The sequence below is a fragment of the Nonomuraea sp. NPDC050394 genome (assembly GCF_044459065.1).
Classification (GTDB): Bacteria; Actinomycetota; Actinomycetes; order Streptosporangiales; family Streptosporangiaceae; genus Nonomuraea.
In genome coordinates, this window is record NZ_JBITIO010000017.1 from 134,784 (window position 1) to 152,053 (window position 17,270).

The following is a 17,270-nucleotide window of genomic DNA, read 5'->3' on the forward strand; positions in this document are numbered from 1 at the left end:
GCAACGGCGGACACCAAGGACTCGGCCGGGGCAGGTTGTTGGGTTATGGGGTCGGGTCCGTCGGGACCGGGGTGTTCTCGGCCGTGCCCGGCCTCCTGCTGCTCTACTACCTCACCGACGTCCTCGCCGTCCCGGCCGCCATCGCGGGCGCCGTCCTGGTCGCGCCCAAGATCTGGGACGTTCTGCTCAACCCCCTGGTCGGCGCCGCCAGCGACCGCGAAGCCGTACGCACCGGCCGCAGGACCAGGCTGCTGATGACCGGCGCGGTGGCGCTGCCGGTGGCCTTCGCCCTGATGTTCGCGGTACCCGCCGGTGGCACGGGGTTCGCCGTGGCCTGGGCCGGAGGAGCGTTTCTGCTGGCCGCCACGGCGTTCGCGTGCTTCCAGGTGCCCTATGTCGCGCTGCCCGCCGAGATGGCCGGGGACCAGCGCGGTCGGACCAGGATCATGTCGTGGCGGGTGGTCTGCCTGACGGTGGGCATCCTGGTGGCGGGCGGGCTGGCCCCCGCGGTGGTGGACCTGGCGGGCGGCGGCAGGGCCGGGTACGCGGTCATGGGGGCCGCGGTCGGCGCGGTCATGGCGGCGGCCCTGGTCGGGGCCACTCTGGGCACCCGCTGGGTGACGTCGAGGCCGGGCCCGCACCAGCTCGGCCCGGTCGCCGCGTTCCGCATGGCCCGGGGGAACCGGCCGTTCTTCGCGCTGCTGGCCGCCTTCGTGACGCAGGCTCTCGGGGTCGCGGTGATGCTGGCCGGCGCCCCGTACGTGGCCGCGTACCGGCTGGGCGACTACAGCCTGACGTCGCTGATGTTCGTCTGCCTGGTCGGGCCGAGCCTGCTGGCGGTGCCCGCCTGGTCCCGGCTGGCCCGCGCGTACGGGCATGTGCGCTGCTACTTCGCCGCCACGCTGGGTTTCGGGCTGGCCGCGATCGGGCTGATCCCGGCGATCGCCGCTCGCTCGCTGGCCGTCACTCTCGCCCTGACCGCCCTGGCCGGGGTCTGCTACGCGGCGCTGCAACTGCTGCCGCTCTCGCTCCTGCCCGACACCGTCCACGCCGACGCCGCCCGCACCGGCCAGGCGCAGGCGGGCGCGTTCACCGGCCTGTGGACGGCGGGGGAGACCGCGGGGCTGGCGCTCGGGCCCGGCCTGTTCGCCGCCGTGCTCGCCCTGTCGGGCTTCGCCTCAGCCGCCACGCAGGCCGCCGCCGTTCAGAGCGCGCCGGCGCTCACCGGCATGCTGCTCGGCTTCACCGCGCTCCCGGCCGCGCTCATGCTGCTCAGCCTTCCCCTCATCAGCTGGTACGGCCGGCTCGCCGTACCCCAGGCAGAAGCCCAGAAGGAGACCGTGTGAGGACCGCCGAGGAGCTGCTGGCCGAGATCGCCGCGCTGAAGCGGCACGACCTGCCGGTACGCGGCGGCCAGGTGACCGCCTACGTCTACGACACGGGCCGGCCGGAGGTGCATGATGCCGCGGCCCGCGCCTACTTCGAGATGCTGGAGGTCAACACCCTCGACCCGACCGCCTTCCCCAGCGTGGTGGAGATGGAGAAGCAGGTCGTCGGCGAGGTGGCGGCGGTGCTCGGCGGCGGGCACGGGATCTTCACCAGCGGCGGCACCGAGTCGATCATGCTGGCGGTCAAGGCGGCGCGGGACGTGGCGGGACGGGCGCGGCCGAACGTGGTGGTGCCGGTGACGGCGCACCCGGCCTTCCACAAGGCGGCGCACTACCTGGGCCTGGAGGTCAGGGCGGTGCCGGTGGACCTGGAGACGTTCAAGGTGGCGGCGGCGGCCGTACGGGAGAGGATCGACGGGGACACGGTGCTGGTGGTGGCGTCGGCGCCGTCGTATCCGCAGGGTGTGGTCGATCCGGTGGCGGAGGTCGCCGCCGTCGCGGCCGCGGCGGGGGTGCCGTGTCATGTGGACGCGTGTGTGGGCGGATGGCTGCTGCCGTGGCTGCGGGAGGCGGGGGCGGAGGTGCCGCCGTTCGACCTGTCGGTGCCGGGGGTGACGTCGATCTCCTGCGACCTGCACAAGTTCGGCTACGCGCCCAAGGGTGCCTCGGTGGTGCTGTTCGCCGACCCGGCGATGCGCAGGAAGGCGTACTTCGCCTCGGCGGCCTGGCCGGGATACACGGTGATCAACGCGACCGTGCAGAGCTCGAAGTCGGCGGGGCCGCTCGGCGGCGCGTGGGCGACGCTGCGGATGCTGGGTCACGAGGGGTACCGGGAGCTGGGGCGGGACACGCTGGAGGCGGCGCGGCGGCTGCGTGAGGGGCTGGCGGCGATCGCGGGACTGCGGGTGCTCGGGGACCCGGCCGGGTCGCTGATCGCGTTCACCTCAAGCGAGATCGACGTCTTCGTGCTGGCCGACGAGGCGCGGGCACGCGGGTGGTTCATCCAGCCGCAGCTGTCGTACGCCGGAATCCCCGCCAACCTCCACATCACGGTCACCGGCGCCACGCTCAAGGGCGTCGACGCGATGCTGCAGGTGATCGCGGAGTCGGCGGAGGCGGCCAGGGAACGCGGACCGGCGCAGGTGCCGGACGGTCTGGCCGAGATGGTGGCGGAGCTGGATCTCGACGCGCTCGGCGACCGGGAGTTCGCCGACCTGGCGGCGGCGGTCGGGGTGGATCTCGGCGGCGGCGGCCAGCCGGGGATGGCCGTGGTCAACTCGATCCTGGACGCGCTGCCCGCGGCCAAGCGGGAGGAGATCCTGGTCAGGTTCCTGGCGGTCATCTACACCTGACACGATGGGCCCATGGCCAAGCGTCCCTGTCCCTGCGGGCTGCCCGCCCTCTACGCCGAGTGCTGCGGGAAGTTGCACCGCGGCCAGGCGCGGGCGGTGACCGCCGAGCAGCTCATGCGCTCGCGCTACAGCGCCTTCGCCGTCGGCGACTCCGCCTACCTGCTGCGCACCTGGCACCCGCGCACCCGGCCCGGCCGGGTGGAGATCGAGCGCGGGCTGCGCTGGGACCGCCTGGAGATCGTCGCGGCCACGGCGGGCACCGCGATCCACACCGAGGGGACCGTGGAGTTCCGCGCCCACTTCACCCGGGCGGGCACGGCGGGCCATACGCACGAGGTGAGCAGGTTCGTCAGAGAGGGCGGCGCCTGGGTCTACCTGGACGCCGCCCCCTCCTAGCCACCTAGGCGAACGCCCAGGTGAACAGGTGCATGGCGCCTTCGGGAACGGGTCCGAAGGTCAGGCTGCGCACCTGCTTCGACGGGTCCAGCGCGATCGGCTGGGCGGCGAACAGGTACGACGGGATCGGCTGGAAGGCCCACGAACCGCCGAACAACCGGTTGGGGAGCTTGGCCACGATCTCGTTGCCGTGCTGCGGCTGGGCGCTGCTGAAGTTCAGGATCCAGTCGCTGAAGCCCAGCTTGCCGGTGCCGGTGGTGCCGTCGGTGTAGGTGATCGTGACGTCCACCTCCGGGTATCCGAACGTGGCCGAGCCCAGGAACGCGACCTTCGAGGCCCCGGCGGGCGCCTTCACCTCCACGGGCCCGCTGCCCACCCGCAGGTGGTCCCACTCGCCGGGCTTGCGGTCGGGCCAGGTGAACTCGAACTCCTTCCACTTGTACGGCTTGCCGGGCACGAACCCGTTGGCCGCCAGCCCCTCGTTGGAGTAGCTGAAGTTGAAGCCGTCGAGGTTGGCGATGCCCGGATGGTCCGGGTCGCCGACGCCGGCGCCGTTCTGCGCCCAGGCCACGGTGCCGCGCTGGGCGACGTTGAGCCGCACGCCCGCGCTCACCTCACCGGCCACGAAGTCCACCTCCTGGAACCCGGTGGCCGTGCCGGGACTCACCGAGATGACCACCTTCTGCGTGGCCTTGCCGCCCGCCGGGACGCGCAGGGTCCCGCTCGCTGGGGTCACGGTGATCCCGGCCGGCGCCTTGGCCGTCCAGGCGACGGTCTGCGCCCGCCCGGACGACTGCACGGCCAGTTCGCTGCTGAAGCCGCCGCCCGGCTCGACCGGCCCGCTGCCCGGGCTCAGCCCGGCCAGGTACGGCTTGACGCCGTCGCCGAAGCTCGGGGGCGCGTTCCAGGTCTCGCTGCCGAACTGGGTGTTGGGCTTGGCGCCGAGCGTGAAGTCCAGCCGCCCGCCGCGCTGCGCGAACGACTCGGGCAGCCACGCCTTGCCGGTGGCGGCGCCGTTCACCCGCAGTGTCTGCACGTAGGGGTTGGCGGCGGCGCCGGGCGCGCTGACCGTGATCGTGCCCTGCGGCCTGGTGACGGTGACGCTGTCGAACAGCGGCGTGTTGACCATCAGCTCAGCCCGGCCGGGGATCGCGGGGAAGAGCCCCATCGCCGACCACACGTACCAGGAGCCCATGGCGCCCAGGTCGTCGTTGCCGACCAGCCCGTCGGGGCCCGACCTGAACAGATCCTGCTGCACCCGGCGCACGAGCTCCTGCGTCCGGTACGGCCGGCCCGCCCACGCGTAGAGCCACGGCGTGGCCAGCGAGGGCTCGTTGCCCAGGTAGGCGAACGGCTCGTGCGGACCGGCGTTGAGCTTCTTGAAGAAGGCGTCCAGGCGCGGCAGCACCTGAGCGTTGCCGCCCATCACGTTGAACAGCCCGCGCACGTTGTGCGGCACCATCCAGTGGTACTGCGCCCCGTTGCCCTCCACGTACAGCTGCATGCTGGCCGGGTCGAACGGCGAGACGAACGAGCCGTCCTTGGCCCTCGGCTGGATCCAGGCATTGGCCGGGTTGTAGAGGTTCTGCCAGTTCTGCGACCTGGCGGTGAACTCCTGCGCGATCTGCGTCTGCCCGAGCCGGGCGGCCAGTTGCGCGATGCCGAAGTCGGCGACCGTGTACTCCAGGGTGGTGGCGGGGTCGATCGGCACGTAGCCCTGGCTCATGTAGGCGGCGTTGCCGGGGCGCTCGTCGTAGCCGAGCAGCGGGCTGCCGATGTCCTGCGGGCCGACCCTCCTGGCCGCCTCGGCCATCGCCTGGACCGCCTTGTGGGCGTCGAAGTCGCGGGCGCCGAAGGCGTACATGCTGGCCAGGATCGAGTGGTAGGGGTCACCGACCATGACGCCGGTGATCGCGATCTGGTGGGACCAGCGGTCCCAGACGTTGCCGACGGCCTGGGCGTTGTCGTACATCGACTGTGCGATGTCGGCGCCGACGGCCGGGTCGAGCAGGGCGATCAGCTGGACCTCGCTGCGGTAGATGTCCCAGCCGGAGAAGAGCGCGTAGTGGTGGCGGCCCGGCCGTACCTGCTTGGGCTTGTGGTCGAAGCCGGGGTACTGGCCGTCCACGTCGTCGGCGACGTGGGGCTGCAGGAGCGCGTGGTAGAGGTTGCTGTAGAAGGTGCGCTGGCGGTCCTCGCCGCCGCCGGTGACCCGGATCTGGCCGAGCCGCTTGTTCCAGGCGGCGTAGCCCTGGTCGCTGATCTGGCCGATGTTCTGCGTGCCGACCTCGGCGGCGAGGTTCTTCCTGGCGCCGTCGAGGCTCACGTAGGACAGGCCGACGCGCATCTGGACCGGCTGGCCGGAGTCGAACTGCAGGTAGGCGCCGGATCCCGGACCGCTCGTGACGACGTCGCCGTCGCCGACGGTCTCGGCGTTCGCGACGCGGGCGGGGCCGTTGTTCTTGACGCGGGCGGCGCCGGGGGTGACCGTGTCGTTCTTCCACGTGCCGTACGCGGTGACGGGCCGGTCGAAGGTGGCGTGGAAGTAGACCTTGTAGCGCATGGGCGGGCCGCAGAAGCCGCCGGTCTGGATCCAGCCTTCGACGGTGTTGCCGCTGACCTTGGTCTCGCCGTCGTCGACGCCGTTGATGGAGCCGCTGGTGTTGAGCAGCACCGTGCCCGGCTTGCCGGCCGGGAAGCTGAAGCGGCCGACGCCGGCGCGGGTGGTGGCGGCCAGTTCCACCCCCACGCCACTGTCGAGCGTGGCCGAATAGGAGCCGGGCCGGCCTTTCTCATTTTCGTGCTTGAACGTCTGGACGTAATCCCAGCCATTGGTGGCCGGGGAGCGGCCGATGACACCGGAGAACGGCATGATCGGGAAATCCTGGGCGCCGTTGCAGCCAGGCCCCGATATGTGCGTCATGGAGAATCCGCGCAGGCGGTTGTCCTCCCACGCGTATCCGCCGCCGGCCTCTCTGACGGTGTCAGGGCTCCACTGCATCATGCCGAACGGCAGTACGGCGCCGGGAAAGGTCATCCCTCCGCCACCGCCGTGCCCGAAGTCGGGGGCCGCTTCCTTGGTGCCGTGGAAGACGTTGACCAGGGCGGCAGGGTCGGTCTGAGGGGTTTGGGCGGTGGCCCCCGGCGGAACCGCCAGCGAGACCAGAAGCGCGGAAACGATAGGTAAGGACCATTGGGACACGTCAGTCCTCCAAAAGTGAAGATCCCGATATGGAAGCGCCTATGACGAAGTCGGGTCAACGCGCAGAAAGGGCGGCAACAAGCTGTCATCGGCAACCGGACAATAAGGGTTGGCAGGGCGTTGTGATCTTGGCACTTTTGCCATTAACCACTGCCGAGCGTCAGGAAATCTCCAGCGATGACAGTTCTGTCAGAACGAATCACTGATACGAGGGCGCCGTCGGTCCGCCTTTCCCGCCTGCTCGACCCCGACACCGCCGTGCCGCTTCACGAGGAGGACGGCAGCGGCGTCATAGCCGTTCGCGGCCTGGTGGACGGGGCGCCCGTGGTGGCCTTCTGCACCGACGCCACCCTCAAGGGCGGCGCGCTCGGCGCGGCCGGAGCCCGGCACATCGTCGAGGCGATCGACGTCGCGGTGCTCCAGGGGTCCCCTGTGATCGGCCTGTGGCACTCGGGGGGCGCCCGGCTGGCCGACGGGGTGGAGTCGATGGACGGCGTCGGCCGCATGTTCGCCGCCATGACCAGGGCCTCCGGGGTGGTGCCGCAGATCTCCGTCGTGCTCGGCCCGGCCGCCGGCGCCGCCGCGTACGGCCCGGCGCTGACCGACGTGATCGTCATGACGGAGGACGCCCGCCTGTTCGTGACCGGCCCCGACATCGTCAAGACCGTCACCGGCGAGCAGATCGACATGGCCGGTCTCGGCGGCCCCGCCGCCCACGGGCCCAAGTCGGGCGTCGCCCACATCACCGTCGCCGACGAGGAGGAGGCCTACCGCAGGACCCGCCGCCTGGCCGGGTTCTTCACCCGGCACGGCGGTTTCGACTTCACCGAGCTGAGCGAGCCCAGGGACCTCGGCTCCCTGCTGCCCGACTCGCCGCGCCGCGCGTACGACGCCCGCAAGCTCGTCCGCGCCATCGTGGACGACGGCTTCGAGGAACTGCAGCCCAAGTGGGCGGGCAACATGTGCACGGGCCTCGGCCGCCTCGGTGGGCGCACGGTCGGCGTGCTGGCCAACAACCCGCTGCGCAAGGGCGGCTGTCTCGACTCCCTGTCGGCCGAGAAGGCCTCCCGCTTCGTGCGCATGTGCGACGCGCTCGGCGTCCCGCTGCTCGTCCTGGTGGACGTGCCCGGCTACCTGCCGGGCGTGGACCAGGAATGGGGCGGGGTCGTACGGCGGGGCGCCAAGCTCCTGCACGCCTTCGCCGAGTCCGTCGTCCCCCGCATCACGCTCATCACCCGCAAGTCCTACGGCGGCGCCTACATCGCCATGAACTCCCGATCGCTCGGCGCCACGCGGGTCTTCGCCTGGCCGGGGTCCGAGGTGGCCGTCATGGGCGCCGAGGCCGCGGTCGGCATCCTGCACCGCAAGGTCCTGGCCGCCGCGCCGGAGGAGGCGCGACCGGAGCTGCTGGCCCGCCTGACCGAGGAGCACCAGCGGGTGTCCGGCGGCGTACGGCGGGCGCTGGCGATGGGCGCCGTGGACGAGGTCATCGCTCCCGAGACCACCCGGCTGCGGCTGGCCGAGGCTCTCGCCGAGGCACCGCCGTCGAGAGGGCGCCATTCCAACATCCCCCTCTGAAAGGAGGCAGTCATGTCCCAGTTCAAGGTCATCCTGCTCGGCGGCCCGCCGCACCTGCCCGCCGACCGCCGCATCCAGCGGGTCGTCGCCGTCGAGGAGACGTTCAAGCTGCCGCTGGGCGCCGGGTACGAGCACTTCCGGCACCAGGGCGAGAACACCTCCGTCGACGGAGAGGACCTGCCGGTCCTGCGCTGGGTCATGCACACCGCCATCGCGGAGTGAGACCCGGTCAGGTGTGCTCACGGGCCAGGCTCGTCGGCAGATCGGTGCGGCGGGTGACGCTGAGCTTGCGGAAGATCCTCGTGAGGTGCTGCTCCACGGTGCTGACCGTGATGAACAGCTTCCCGGAGATCTCGCGGTTGGTGAAACCCTCCGCGGCCAGCGTCGCCACCCGCAGCTCGGCGTCGCTGAGCACCGGGCTCTCGCCGTGGTGCTCGGGCTCGGGCGCCGGGTCGGTCCTGCGCCCGCGCGACAGGGCCCGGCTCAGCGGCGCGGCGTGGCAGGCTTCGGCCAGGACGCGGGCCCGCCGCCCGAGCATCCCGGCCCGGCGCGCCTCGCCCTTGGCGTGGTAGGCCTCGGTGAGATCGAACAGCGCTCTGGCCAGCTCGTACCGGTCGCCGCACGACTGCAGCAGGTCGCTCGACTGGCGCAGCAGCATCGGCCGGGTACGCGGCTCGCTCACCGAGGCCAGCACCCGCAGCGCGATGCCGTGGACCCGGTTGGACCGGCCGCGGCAGCGGGTGAGCTGGTCGTCGATGAGCCGGCGGGCCTCCTCGTTCTGGCCGAGCTGGATCAGCGCCTCGGCCGCGTCCACCCGCCAGGGCAGGAACCCGGGCACGTCCATCTCCCACTTGCGGATCAGCTCGCCGCAGTGCATGAAGTCGCGCAGCGCCTGCCTGGGCTGGTCGGCCGCGAGGTTGAAGCGGCCCCTGCCGTAGAGGTACTGCAGGCCGTAGCGCGTCTCCAGCATCGCGTCGGGGACGGGCTCGTCGAAGCGCGACAGGCACTCGTCCAGGCGGCCCATGGCGGAGCCGGCCAGCAGCAGGGTCCCGAGCGGGCTGCCGACCGCCACGCCCCAGCTACCGGCCGGGATGATCTCCAGCGCCCGGGTGGCGTCCTCGGCGGCCGCGGCCAGGTCGCCCCTGCGCAGCGCGATCTCGGCGCGGATGGCCGACAGCCGGGCCTGCCTGCTCGGGGCGCGGCGGGCCGCCGCCTCCTCGATGAAGGCGTCGCACCAGGGCGCGGCCTTGCCTGAGCGGTCGGTGTAGGTGAGCGTCAGCAGCGCGCTCTCGACCGTGTCCATGGACATCTCGTCCAGGTGCGAGCCGCGCAGGATCTGCTCGGCCGTGGCGATCGTCTCCTCCTTCGGGCCCTCGGCCAGCACTCCGGCCAGCGCCTCCGCCGACTCCATCCGGCGTCCCACCCGCAGCGACGAGGCGGCGCTGCCCGCCTGCTCGCGGGTCAGGCCGGGCAGATGCCGCAGGAACGAGGGGTAGGTGCCACGGAACCACGGCCGGGCCGCGGCCACCTCCGCCACCGCCTCCTGGTCGAGCCGGTCGGACTCGGCGAGGTGACCGAGCACCTCCTTGGCGTCGCCGGCGTGGCCGTGCCACAGCAGCGCCTTGGCCAGCACCACCGCGTCGGAGCCGCCCAGGTTGCCCTTGTGCAGGGCGTCGGTGAGCTCGGCCAGCTGGCCGGTCGGCGTACCGGGGTCGATGCGCCATTTGGCGCGCACCAGCATGGTCGCGATCCTGGCCCGCCGCCGCTGGTCGTCGCAGGCGCGCGAGGCGAGCTTCAGGTACTCGATCGCGATCTCCACGCCGTCGTCGCGCAGCGCGTGCGAGGCCGCCTCCTCCAGTACCGACAGCGCCCACGGCTCCTCGGCGTGCCCCGCCTTCAGCAGGTGCTGGGCCACGACGGCCACCGGCGCGCCCTCGTCGTAGGTGAGCTCGGCCGCCTGGCGGTGCAGGCCGACGCGCTCGGCGGGGTCGAGTTCGCCCAGCACGGCCGACCTGGCCGTCTCGTGGCGGAAGCGGCCCTCGTCGAGCAGGCCGACGCCGTCCAGGGCCATCAGCGCCTTGGCGGTGGCCGGCTCGCTCTCGCCGAGCAACCTGCCCAGGCGCTCCGGCTCACCCAGCACCGCCAGGCCCCTGGCCGTCACCAGCATGCGCAGGTCGGCCCGGTGCAGGCAGGTCAGGACGGCGTCGCCGTAGCGGGTGGCGGGGGCGCCGGCGTCCTGGAGGTCCTCAAGCAGCGCGTCGGCCAGCAGCCGGTTGCCGCCGCTGAGCTCGTGGCAGGTGGCCGCGTGCCGCTCGGCCGCCTCGGCGCCGGCGCGTTCGGCCACCCGCTCCGTCACGCCCTCCGCCGACAGGTGCGACAGGCGCACCGGGCGGCAGTGGGGCTGTCGCAGGATCTCCGTGTGGAAGAGGCTCTGCAGGTGCGGGCTGTGGTCGGCGGCGCTGAAGACCAGCATGATCTTGGCGAACCTGACCCGGCGCGCCAGATAGGACAGGCACAGCTGGGAGCCCCGGTCGGCGTAGTGGACGTCGTCCACCATGATCACCAGTGGGCAGCGCTCGGACAGGTCCAGCAGAACCCTGGCCAGCGCGTCCACGACCTGGACGTCCATGTGCTCGATGGCCTCCGAGCGCGGGTCCATGCCGAGCTTCGCGCGGGCGTCCTCGCGCATCAGGCCGAGCGTGGTCTCCTGCTGCTCCTCGGTCAGCGGGGCACTGTGGATGAGCTGGGAGAGAACGCCCAGCGGGACCTCGGACTCGGCGCGGGAGCCGGTCGCGGTCAGCGGTAGCGCGCCCTGCTCGAAGACGCCTTCGGCGAAGCCGTACAGGAGCTTGCTCTTGCCGGTGGCGATGGCTCCGGTGACCATCGCGATGCGGCCTTTGCCGGACACCGTTTCGTCCAGCAGCGCGCGCAGAGTGGCCAGTGACATCGCTTCTCCCCGTTCCTAGTGCCCCACCGCGGCGACGCTCACGGCACGGCTGGTGTGGGTATCGCGGACCAGGCGCGTCCCGGCGGCCCGCACGGCCAGGAAGGCGGCGGTGGCGATGTCGGCGTCGATGCCGACGCCCCAGGCCACCTCGTCGCCGAGCGCGCACTCCGCGTAGATCACGGTCTCTTCTCGCGAGCAGCCGCCGAGCAGCCGCTGGTGGGGATCAAGCTCCTCGTGGTCGAGGGACCGGCCCGTACGGTGGACGACGCGCACCTGGATGCCCCAGGGACCGAGGAGCGCGCCGAGCGTACGGAAGGTGTCGGCCCGCGGGCCGCAGTGGTCGAAGGCCCCGTCCACGTACAGCGAGGCGGTGATGGGCGTGTGCCAGCCGGCCGCCTCGGAGGCGTCCCCGTGGTACAGGTACTCCTGGACGAACAACGTGCCGATCAGGCTCGGCGACAGCTCGCCGCCCATCGCGTCCGCGTGCGCCTGCACCTTCGCGGCCAGGTCGCTCTGAAGGCCGCGCGGCAGGTTCATGCCGTGCCACGCGCTCATCACGTAGGCGACGCCGCCCTTGCCCGACTGACTGTTCACGCGCACGACCGCCTCGTAGGTGCGCCCCACGTCCTTGGGATCCACCGGCAGGTACGGCACCCGCCACGGCAGTTCACCGGCGGGCAGGTCTCGCGCGAGCGCCTGCCGTTCCAGCTCGTCGAAGCCCTTCTTGATGGCGTCCTGGTGCGAGCCGGAGAAGGCGGTGTAGACGAGGTCGCCGCCGTAGGGGTGGCGCGGGTGGACGGGAACCTCGTTGCAGATCTCGACGGTGCGCCGGATCGCGCTGATGTCGGAGAAGTCGAGCCCCGGGTCGACGCCGTGGGAGTACATGTTCATGCCGAGGGTCACGAGGCAGACGTTGCCGGCCCGCTCGCCGTTGCCGAACAGGCAGCCCTCGACCCGCTCGGCCCCCGCGAGCAGGGCGAGTTCCGCCGAGGCCACGCCGGTGCCGCGGTCGTTGTGCGGGTGGACGGACAGGCACACGTGCTCGCGCCTGGACAGGTTGCGGCCGAGCCACTCGATCTGGTCGGCGAAGACGTTGGGCAGCGAACGCTCGACCGTGGTCGGGAAGTTCAGGATGATCCCGCGTCCCTCGCCGGGCTGCCAGACGTCCATGACCGCCTCGCAGACCTCCAGGGAGAAGTCCAGCTCGGTCTCGTTGAACAGCTCGGGGGAGTACTGGAAGGCCACGTCGGTGCCGCGCAGCCGGCGCTCGGCGCCGTCCATCATCACGCGGGTGGCCCGCACGGCCATCTCCCTGCAGCCGTCGCGGTCCATGCCGAAGACGACCTCGCGGAAGACCGGTGAGGTGGCGTTGTAGATGTGGATCATCGCGCGGTCCGCGCCCTTGAGGCAGTCGATCGTCTGCTCGATGAGCTCCTCGCGCGCCTGGGTGAGCACGGTGATGCGGACGTCGTCGGGAATGCGGTCCTGCTCGATGAGCATGCGCACGAAGTCGTGGTCGCTCCGGCTGGCCACGGGAAAACCGACCTCGATCTCCGTGAATCCCATATCCACCAGAAGCTCGAACATCATGAGCTTGCGCTCGGGGGTCATCGGATTGGCGAGGGACTGGTTGCCGTCGCGCAGATCCGTCGACAGCCAGCGCGGCGCGGTGCGAATTCGATTGCCGGGCCATGTGCGGTCGACCAGGTCGATGGGCGTGAATCCGGCGTAACGCTCGACACCCTTCATCGGTTTTCCTTTCGCAGGCCTTTTCAATGCAGAGCGGGGAGCTCGAACGTGGGCTTCACACCCAGCTCGGCGTCCAGGAGAATGCGCAGCCCCTCGTAGGCCCGCCGGGCGTCGGTGCGCCGGCCGGCGCGCGTGAGCGCGGTGATGAGCTGGGAGTGGAAGGTCTCGTTCAGTGGATGCGCGGCGACCAGCGCGCGCACTTCCTCGATCAGCTCCGTGTGCCTGCCGAGCTTGATCCGCAGGTCGATGGAGGTCTCCTGGGCGCGCAGCCGCTGCTGGTCGAGCGCGGTCGCGGGCGGGCCGAGAACGAGGCCGAGCGGCACGTCGGCCAGGGCGGTGTAGCCGCTCCAAAGGCCGAGCGCCCGCTCCAGCAGCCGTTCGGCGGCGGCGGTCCTGCCCTCGCGGGCCTGCTCCCCGGCCCGCGCCACCAGGCGGGGGAAGACGAGGGCGTCGACGCGGTCCGCGTCGGCGTGCAGCACGTAGCCGGCGGGCTTGGTCACGACCAAAGGCCCCGCGGCGGGCCCGAGCATTCTGCGCAGGTAATAGATGTGGGTCTGCAGGGTCTTCAACGCGTCTTTCGGCGTCCTGGCCGGCCACAATTCATCGATGAATTGATCGAACCCGACCGTACGGCCGGCATTGAGCGCCAACAGGGAAATCGCCTGGCGAATCTTCGGGCCACGCAGTGCCAGTATTCCAGCGTATTCGTCGCGCACCTCTACAGGCCCGAGCAGCTTGAAATCCAGCATGACATTCCCTATGGTCGCGTTGGGTCGACTTGAGGCGAAGCTAGCCGGGGTTTCGCGGGCCGGGCAAGATGGATTCCCGGGAGGTTGTAGCCCGGGTATCCGAGGAATCATCCGGGACTACAACTTTCGTATCACCCCCCTTATCTTCGCCGGTGCCGGGGGCAAGAATCCGGCCATGGCTGGAGTAACCGCGTCAAGGAACGCGACAGGTTCGATCCCTTCGATGCTCGCGATGTGCGTGGCCGAGGCCAGGCCCGCCGTCCTCACCGTGTCCGCGATGCGCTTCCTCACCGGCGTGGTGCTGGCCCTTCCGGTCACGGCGGTGGCTCCGGAGCCGATCAAGGTGCTGCAGGGCGTCGCGGCGTGGGTCCTGTCGATCTTCGCCATCTACCTGTTCAACGGGGTCACCGACGTGGCGGGAGACCGCGTCAACGGATCGGCCAGGCCTATCGCCCGAGGGGCGCTGGATCCGGGGTCGGCGCTGTTCGTGGCGGGTGTCGCGGCGGTGCTTTCGCTGGCGGCCACGCTCGACCTGCCGGGCCCGATGACGCTGATCGTGGGGGCCAACCTGGTGCTGGGCTACCTCTACTCCGGCCCGCCGGTGCCGCTCAAGGGCAGTTCCGGCGGCACCGTGGCGGTGCTGGTGCTGTCCGGGCTGCTGTCGTACCTGGGGGGCTTCACGCTCGCCACAGGGGGGCAGGCCACCGGCACCCCTATCGGGCTGCTGGTGTTCGCCGCCGCCTCCATCTACTGGATGACGCTCGTCGGCGTGCCGGCCAAGGATCTGTCCGACTGCGAGGGGGATGCCGCGGCGGGGCGGCGCACGATCGTGGTGACCAGGGGTGAGCGGGCCTGCAGGTGGTTCATGTCGGTGGCGGCGTGCGTGCTGGTCGTGGCGTTGTCCGCGGTGGTCGTGCTGCTGGGGGTGGCGCTGGTCTGGGTGGTCGTGGCGATGGCGGCAGGGGCGGTCGCGGTGGTCGTGGCCGGCGCGGGGCGGGTGCGCTTAGGCGGGGAGCGGGCGCGCTTGGGCGGGGGACGGGCGTGCTTAGGCGGGGAGCGGGCGCGCTTGGGCGGGGGAAGCCGGCGCGAACAACGCCGGCCGTACCGCGCGTTCATGGCCACACAACACCTGGTTCACATTACCGCGCTGATATCCGGCATTTGACGTTATATGTTGCCAGGATGGCCAGGCTGCGAGATAGTTGAGTGCTCGGTCCCATGGGCGGAAGGGACATCCTTGGATGCGGCATACGGGGTTGGGGGCGACCCGGCGCGAATCGTGGACGCATGTCGGGAAGAAATCCTCGTCGAATTCGAGGCCGCCCTCCTCGCCGCCGGCAACGTTCTGTACACGGATCCGCAGGCCAAGCGACAGGCCCTAATGACCGCGCGTTACGTCCTGGACGATGTGGCGGCTACTCTCCGTGCCGGAAAGGTGCAGATTAACAACCTGTATAAATTCCACGCGTGGGAAGTGGGCAGCCGCCGTGCCGCCACCGGCGTACACCCGAAAGCTTCTCTTGAGGCAGGCTCACTTTTCTTTCGTGTCGCGATGACACGACTCGCCCTTCAGGTGGCCGCGGAATCGGAATCGCCGGCCGAGGCATTCACGCTGGTGGCAACCGGCATGGAGGAGAGCCTGTCCCTGCGCATCCGCGAGGCGTCGGAGAGCTACCACGGCTTCCTGCTCAACCAGGTCCACGAGGCGCAGGAGGACGAGCGCAGGCGGATCGCCAGGGAGTTACACGACCGCATCGGCCACGGCATCAGCGTCGCGCACCAGCAGCTCGCGCTGGCCGAGGTCTACCGGGTCACCAACGCCGCCCGCGCCTCCACCAAGATGGGCGTCGCCCAGCAGGCCATCCAGGAGACGATGGAGAACCTGCGCCAGATGACCTCGGAGCTCCACCCCCAGGTGCCGCTGAAGAGCCTGGAGAAGGCGCTGCTCGGCTTCCTGGAGTCGGTCGAGGACGACACGGTCTCCGTCGGGCTCCACGTCAACGGCGACGAGGGCTGGGCCGAGGCCCGGGTTCTCGACGAGGCCTTCCTGGTCGTCAGGGAGGCCGCGCGCAACGCCATCAACCACGCGGCGCCCACGATGATCCTCATGCGCGTGGACATCGCCCCTCACGAGCTCGTCGCCACCGTGCAGGACAACGGCAGGGGCTTCGACCCCGCCGTGGTGCGCGGCAGGGGCGGCGTCGGGCTGAGTTCCATGCGCGAGCGCACCGAACTGCTCGGCGGGCGGGTCACGATCTCCAGTGCCCCCGGCAGCGGTTGCCTCGTGGAGGTGTTCATCCCACTGAAGAAGCGGCACGATGACCACGACCCCGGGTAACGCGCTGATCTCCGTCGGCATCGTGGACGACCACGCCCTCTTCAGGGAGGGGCTGCGCGAGATCCTGGAGGCCGGCGGCGACATCGGCATCGTCGGCGAGGCCGGCGACTCGGCCGGCGCCGTCGCCATGGCCGGCGCCACGAAACCGGACGTACTCCTGCTCGACGTCGAGATCCCCGGCGACGAGGTCACCGAGACCGTCGGCAAGGTACGCAGGATCTCGCCCGAGACCCAGATCATCATCCTCAGCATGTACGACGGGCCGCAGCTGCTCACCCGGCTGCTGGCCGCCGGCATCCGCGGCTACCTCCTCAAGAGCGTGCACAGGCACGAGCTGATCGCCGCGGTCAAGAGCGTGCACGAGGACCCGTCCAGGGTGGTGCTCGCGGTCTCCCGGCACAGCCTGGCGCACGTGGAGTCGGCGCCGCCCTCGGGCGGGCTGAGCGAGAAGGAGCTGGAGGTCCTGCAACTGGCCGCCCAGGCGCTCAGCAACGCCCAGATCGCCCGGCGGCTCGGCCTGGCCGAGGCGACCGTGAAGCGGCACATGCGCAACATCTTCGTCAAGCTCAACGCCGTCTCGCGGATCGACGCCGTCAACAAGGCGGTGGCGGCCTCCCTGCTCGCGCCTCAGAGCAGGAGCGAGGGCGAGTAGTCGGGGAAGATCCCGGTCAGCTCGTCGCGGGTCTCGCGGCCCAGCGCCACCGTGGTGGCGGCGAGGTTCATCTCCAGGTGCACCTGGTCGCGGGTGCTGGGCACCGGCACCACCCGCTCGTCCTGGGCCAGCAGCCAGCCCAGCGCCAGCCGTCCCGCGCCCAGGTCGAGCTCGGCCGCGGCCGCCTCCAGGCGGCGCAGCGCGGGCACGTCGCGCTCGGGCAGGAAGCGGGTGTCGCCGTGGCGCCAGTCGTGGGGCCCGAGTACGGCGGCGGAGCTGATCCGGCCGGTGAGGAAGCCCCGGCCCAGCGGGCGGGCGGCCAGCACGCCCACGCCCAGCCGTTCCGCCTCGGCCAGGAGGGCGGCGTTGGCCCGCCGTACCCACAGGGAGAACTCCACCGCCAGCGCCGTCACGGGATGTACGGCGTGCGCCCGGCGCAGCTGCGCGGCCGTGGCGCCCGACAGGCCGATGTGGCGGATCTTCCCCGCGGCCACGAGCGCGGCCAGCGCGCCCATGCTCTCCTCGATCGGCACGCGGGGGTCCTGGCAGTGCAGGAAGTAGACGCCGACGCTCTCGACGTCCAGGCGCTTCAGCGACGACTCGCAGGCGCGCTCCAGGTACTCGGGCCTGCCGTCGAAGTCGATCGTCCTGCCGAGGACGCGGGCGCCGCCCCTGGTGCAGACGACGACCTCGTGCGCGCGTCCGGCCACGGCCCGGCCGACCACGCGTTCGACCTGGCCGGCGGCGTAGAAGTCGGCGGTGTCGACGAGGGTCACTCCGGCGTCGAGCGCGCGGCGGATCAGGCCGGCCGCCTCGTGCTGATCGGCGTGACCGTAGGCGCCGGCCAGGGCCAGGGAGCCGAGCCCCATCCGGGACACGGCCGGTCCCGCCCGCCCCAACCGCGTATAGCGCATCCTCC

Annotated in this window: 13 protein-coding genes; 8 read left to right on the forward strand and 5 right to left on the reverse strand. The window is 71.3% G+C overall.

What is annotated here, in order from left to right; translation table 11 throughout:
- Positions 1–83: 83 nt before the first annotated feature.
- The 3 genes from ACIBKY_RS45280 to ACIBKY_RS45290 are packed head-to-tail and all read left to right on the forward strand — an operon-like array spanning position 84 to position 3,136.
- Complete coding sequence (locus tag ACIBKY_RS45280; protein WP_397107165.1) at positions 84–1,346, forward strand: MFS transporter; 1,263 nt, start codon at positions 84–86, stop codon at positions 1,344–1,346.
- Positions 1,343–2,740: a pyridoxal phosphate-dependent decarboxylase family protein gene (locus tag ACIBKY_RS45285; RefSeq protein WP_397107167.1), complete on the forward strand. Its 1,398-nt coding sequence runs from the start codon at positions 1,343–1,345 to the stop codon at positions 2,738–2,740. Before ACIBKY_RS45280 ends, ACIBKY_RS45285 begins: the two co-directional genes overlap by 4 nt.
- A 12-nt stretch (positions 2,741–2,752) precedes the next feature.
- Positions 2,753–3,136 carry a YchJ family protein gene (locus ACIBKY_RS45290; RefSeq protein ID WP_397107169.1) on the forward strand — a complete coding sequence of 128 codons (384 nt, stop codon included), beginning with the start codon at positions 2,753–2,755 and terminating at the stop codon, positions 3,134–3,136.
- A 4-nt stretch (positions 3,137–3,140) separates the two neighbouring features.
- On the opposite strand, the gene ACIBKY_RS45295 is transcribed toward ACIBKY_RS45290, so the two are convergent.
- Complete coding sequence (locus ACIBKY_RS45295; protein WP_397107171.1) at positions 3,141–6,338, reverse strand: GH92 family glycosyl hydrolase; 3,198 nt, start codon at positions 6,336–6,338, stop codon at positions 3,141–3,143.
- 177 nt (positions 6,339–6,515) lie between these two features.
- Here ACIBKY_RS45295 and ACIBKY_RS45300 point away from each other — a divergent pair, with 177 nt between their 5' ends.
- Positions 6,516–7,916, forward strand: coding sequence for an acyl-CoA carboxylase subunit beta (locus tag ACIBKY_RS45300; RefSeq protein WP_397107173.1), 1,401 nt, complete (start codon positions 6,516–6,518; stop codon positions 7,914–7,916).
- Positions 7,917–7,928: 12 nt separating this feature from the next.
- Positions 7,929–8,138: a DUF5988 family protein gene (locus ACIBKY_RS45305; protein ID WP_379611873.1), complete on the forward strand. Its 210-nt coding sequence runs from the start codon at positions 7,929–7,931 to the stop codon at positions 8,136–8,138.
- A gap of 7 nt (positions 8,139–8,145) precedes the next feature.
- On the opposite strand, the gene ACIBKY_RS45310 is transcribed toward ACIBKY_RS45305, so the two are convergent.
- Genes ACIBKY_RS45310 through ACIBKY_RS45320 form a run of 3 tightly spaced genes read right to left on the reverse strand, consistent with a single transcriptional unit; the run spans position 8,146 to position 13,472 of the window.
- On the reverse strand, positions 8,146–10,863 hold the full coding sequence (locus ACIBKY_RS45310) for an AAA family ATPase (RefSeq protein WP_397107175.1): 2,718 nt from the start codon (positions 10,861–10,863) through the stop codon (positions 8,146–8,148).
- 15 nt (positions 10,864–10,878) lie between these two features.
- Positions 10,879–12,612, reverse strand: a complete 1,734-nt coding sequence (locus tag ACIBKY_RS45315) for a 2-isopropylmalate synthase (RefSeq protein WP_397107177.1) — start codon at positions 12,610–12,612, stop codon at positions 10,879–10,881.
- Positions 12,613–12,635: 23 nt separating this feature from the next.
- Entirely contained in the window at positions 12,636–13,472 is an 837-nt protein-coding gene (locus tag ACIBKY_RS45320; RefSeq protein ID WP_397107179.1) for a BTAD domain-containing putative transcriptional regulator, read from the reverse strand.
- Between the two features lie 112 nt (positions 13,473–13,584).
- Between ACIBKY_RS45320 and ACIBKY_RS45325 the strand changes: the two genes are divergently transcribed.
- From ACIBKY_RS45325 to ACIBKY_RS45335, 3 genes are all read left to right on the forward strand, one after another.
- Positions 13,585–14,526 (forward strand): UbiA family prenyltransferase, encoded by a 942-nt coding sequence (locus tag ACIBKY_RS45325; RefSeq protein WP_397107181.1) that lies wholly within the window; start codon positions 13,585–13,587, stop codon positions 14,524–14,526.
- A gap of 387 nt (positions 14,527–14,913) precedes the next feature.
- Positions 14,914–15,699, forward strand: a complete 786-nt coding sequence (locus ACIBKY_RS45330; RefSeq protein ID WP_397107183.1) for a sensor histidine kinase — start codon at positions 14,914–14,916, stop codon at positions 15,697–15,699.
- Positions 15,680–16,351, forward strand: coding sequence for a response regulator (locus ACIBKY_RS45335; RefSeq protein ID WP_397107185.1), 672 nt, complete (start codon positions 15,680–15,682; stop codon positions 16,349–16,351). Before ACIBKY_RS45330 ends, ACIBKY_RS45335 begins: the two co-directional genes overlap by 20 nt.
- Here the strand turns inward: ACIBKY_RS45335 and ACIBKY_RS45340 are convergent.
- Positions 16,327–17,265 (reverse strand): aldo/keto reductase, encoded by a 939-nt coding sequence (locus ACIBKY_RS45340; protein WP_397107187.1) that lies wholly within the window; start codon positions 17,263–17,265, stop codon positions 16,327–16,329. The genes ACIBKY_RS45335 and ACIBKY_RS45340 overlap by 25 nt on opposite strands.
- Positions 17,266–17,270: the final 5 nt, after the last annotated feature.

What these genes read in the sequence shown, in the direction of transcription:
- ACIBKY_RS45335 (WP_397107185.1), top strand. Translation starts at nt 15,680, where the DNA reads ATGACCACGACCCCGGGTAACGCGCTGATCTCCGTCGGCATCGTGGAC.
- ACIBKY_RS45300 (WP_397107173.1), top strand. Translation starts at nt 6,516, where the DNA reads ATGACAGTTCTGTCAGAACGAATCACTGATACGAGGGCGCCGTCGGTC.
- ACIBKY_RS45340 (WP_397107187.1), bottom strand. Translation starts at nt 17,265, where the DNA reads ATGCGCTATACGCGGTTGGGGCGGGCGGGACCGGCCGTGTCCCGGATG.
- ACIBKY_RS45310 (WP_397107175.1), bottom strand. Translation starts at nt 10,863, where the DNA reads ATGTCACTGGCCACTCTGCGCGCGCTGCTGGACGAAACGGTGTCCGGC.
- ACIBKY_RS45320 (WP_397107179.1), bottom strand. Translation starts at nt 13,472, where the DNA reads ATGATTCCTCGGATACCCGGGCTACAACCTCCCGGGAATCCATCTTGC.
- ACIBKY_RS45325 (WP_397107181.1), top strand. Translation starts at nt 13,585, where the DNA reads ATGCTCGCGATGTGCGTGGCCGAGGCCAGGCCCGCCGTCCTCACCGTG.
- ACIBKY_RS45315 (WP_397107177.1), bottom strand. Translation starts at nt 12,612, where the DNA reads ATGAAGGGTGTCGAGCGTTACGCCGGATTCACGCCCATCGACCTGGTC.
- ACIBKY_RS45330 (WP_397107183.1), top strand. Translation starts at nt 14,914, where the DNA reads ATGACACGACTCGCCCTTCAGGTGGCCGCGGAATCGGAATCGCCGGCC.
- ACIBKY_RS45305 (WP_379611873.1), top strand. Translation starts at nt 7,929, where the DNA reads ATGTCCCAGTTCAAGGTCATCCTGCTCGGCGGCCCGCCGCACCTGCCC.
- ACIBKY_RS45290 (WP_397107169.1), top strand. Translation starts at nt 2,753, where the DNA reads ATGGCCAAGCGTCCCTGTCCCTGCGGGCTGCCCGCCCTCTACGCCGAG.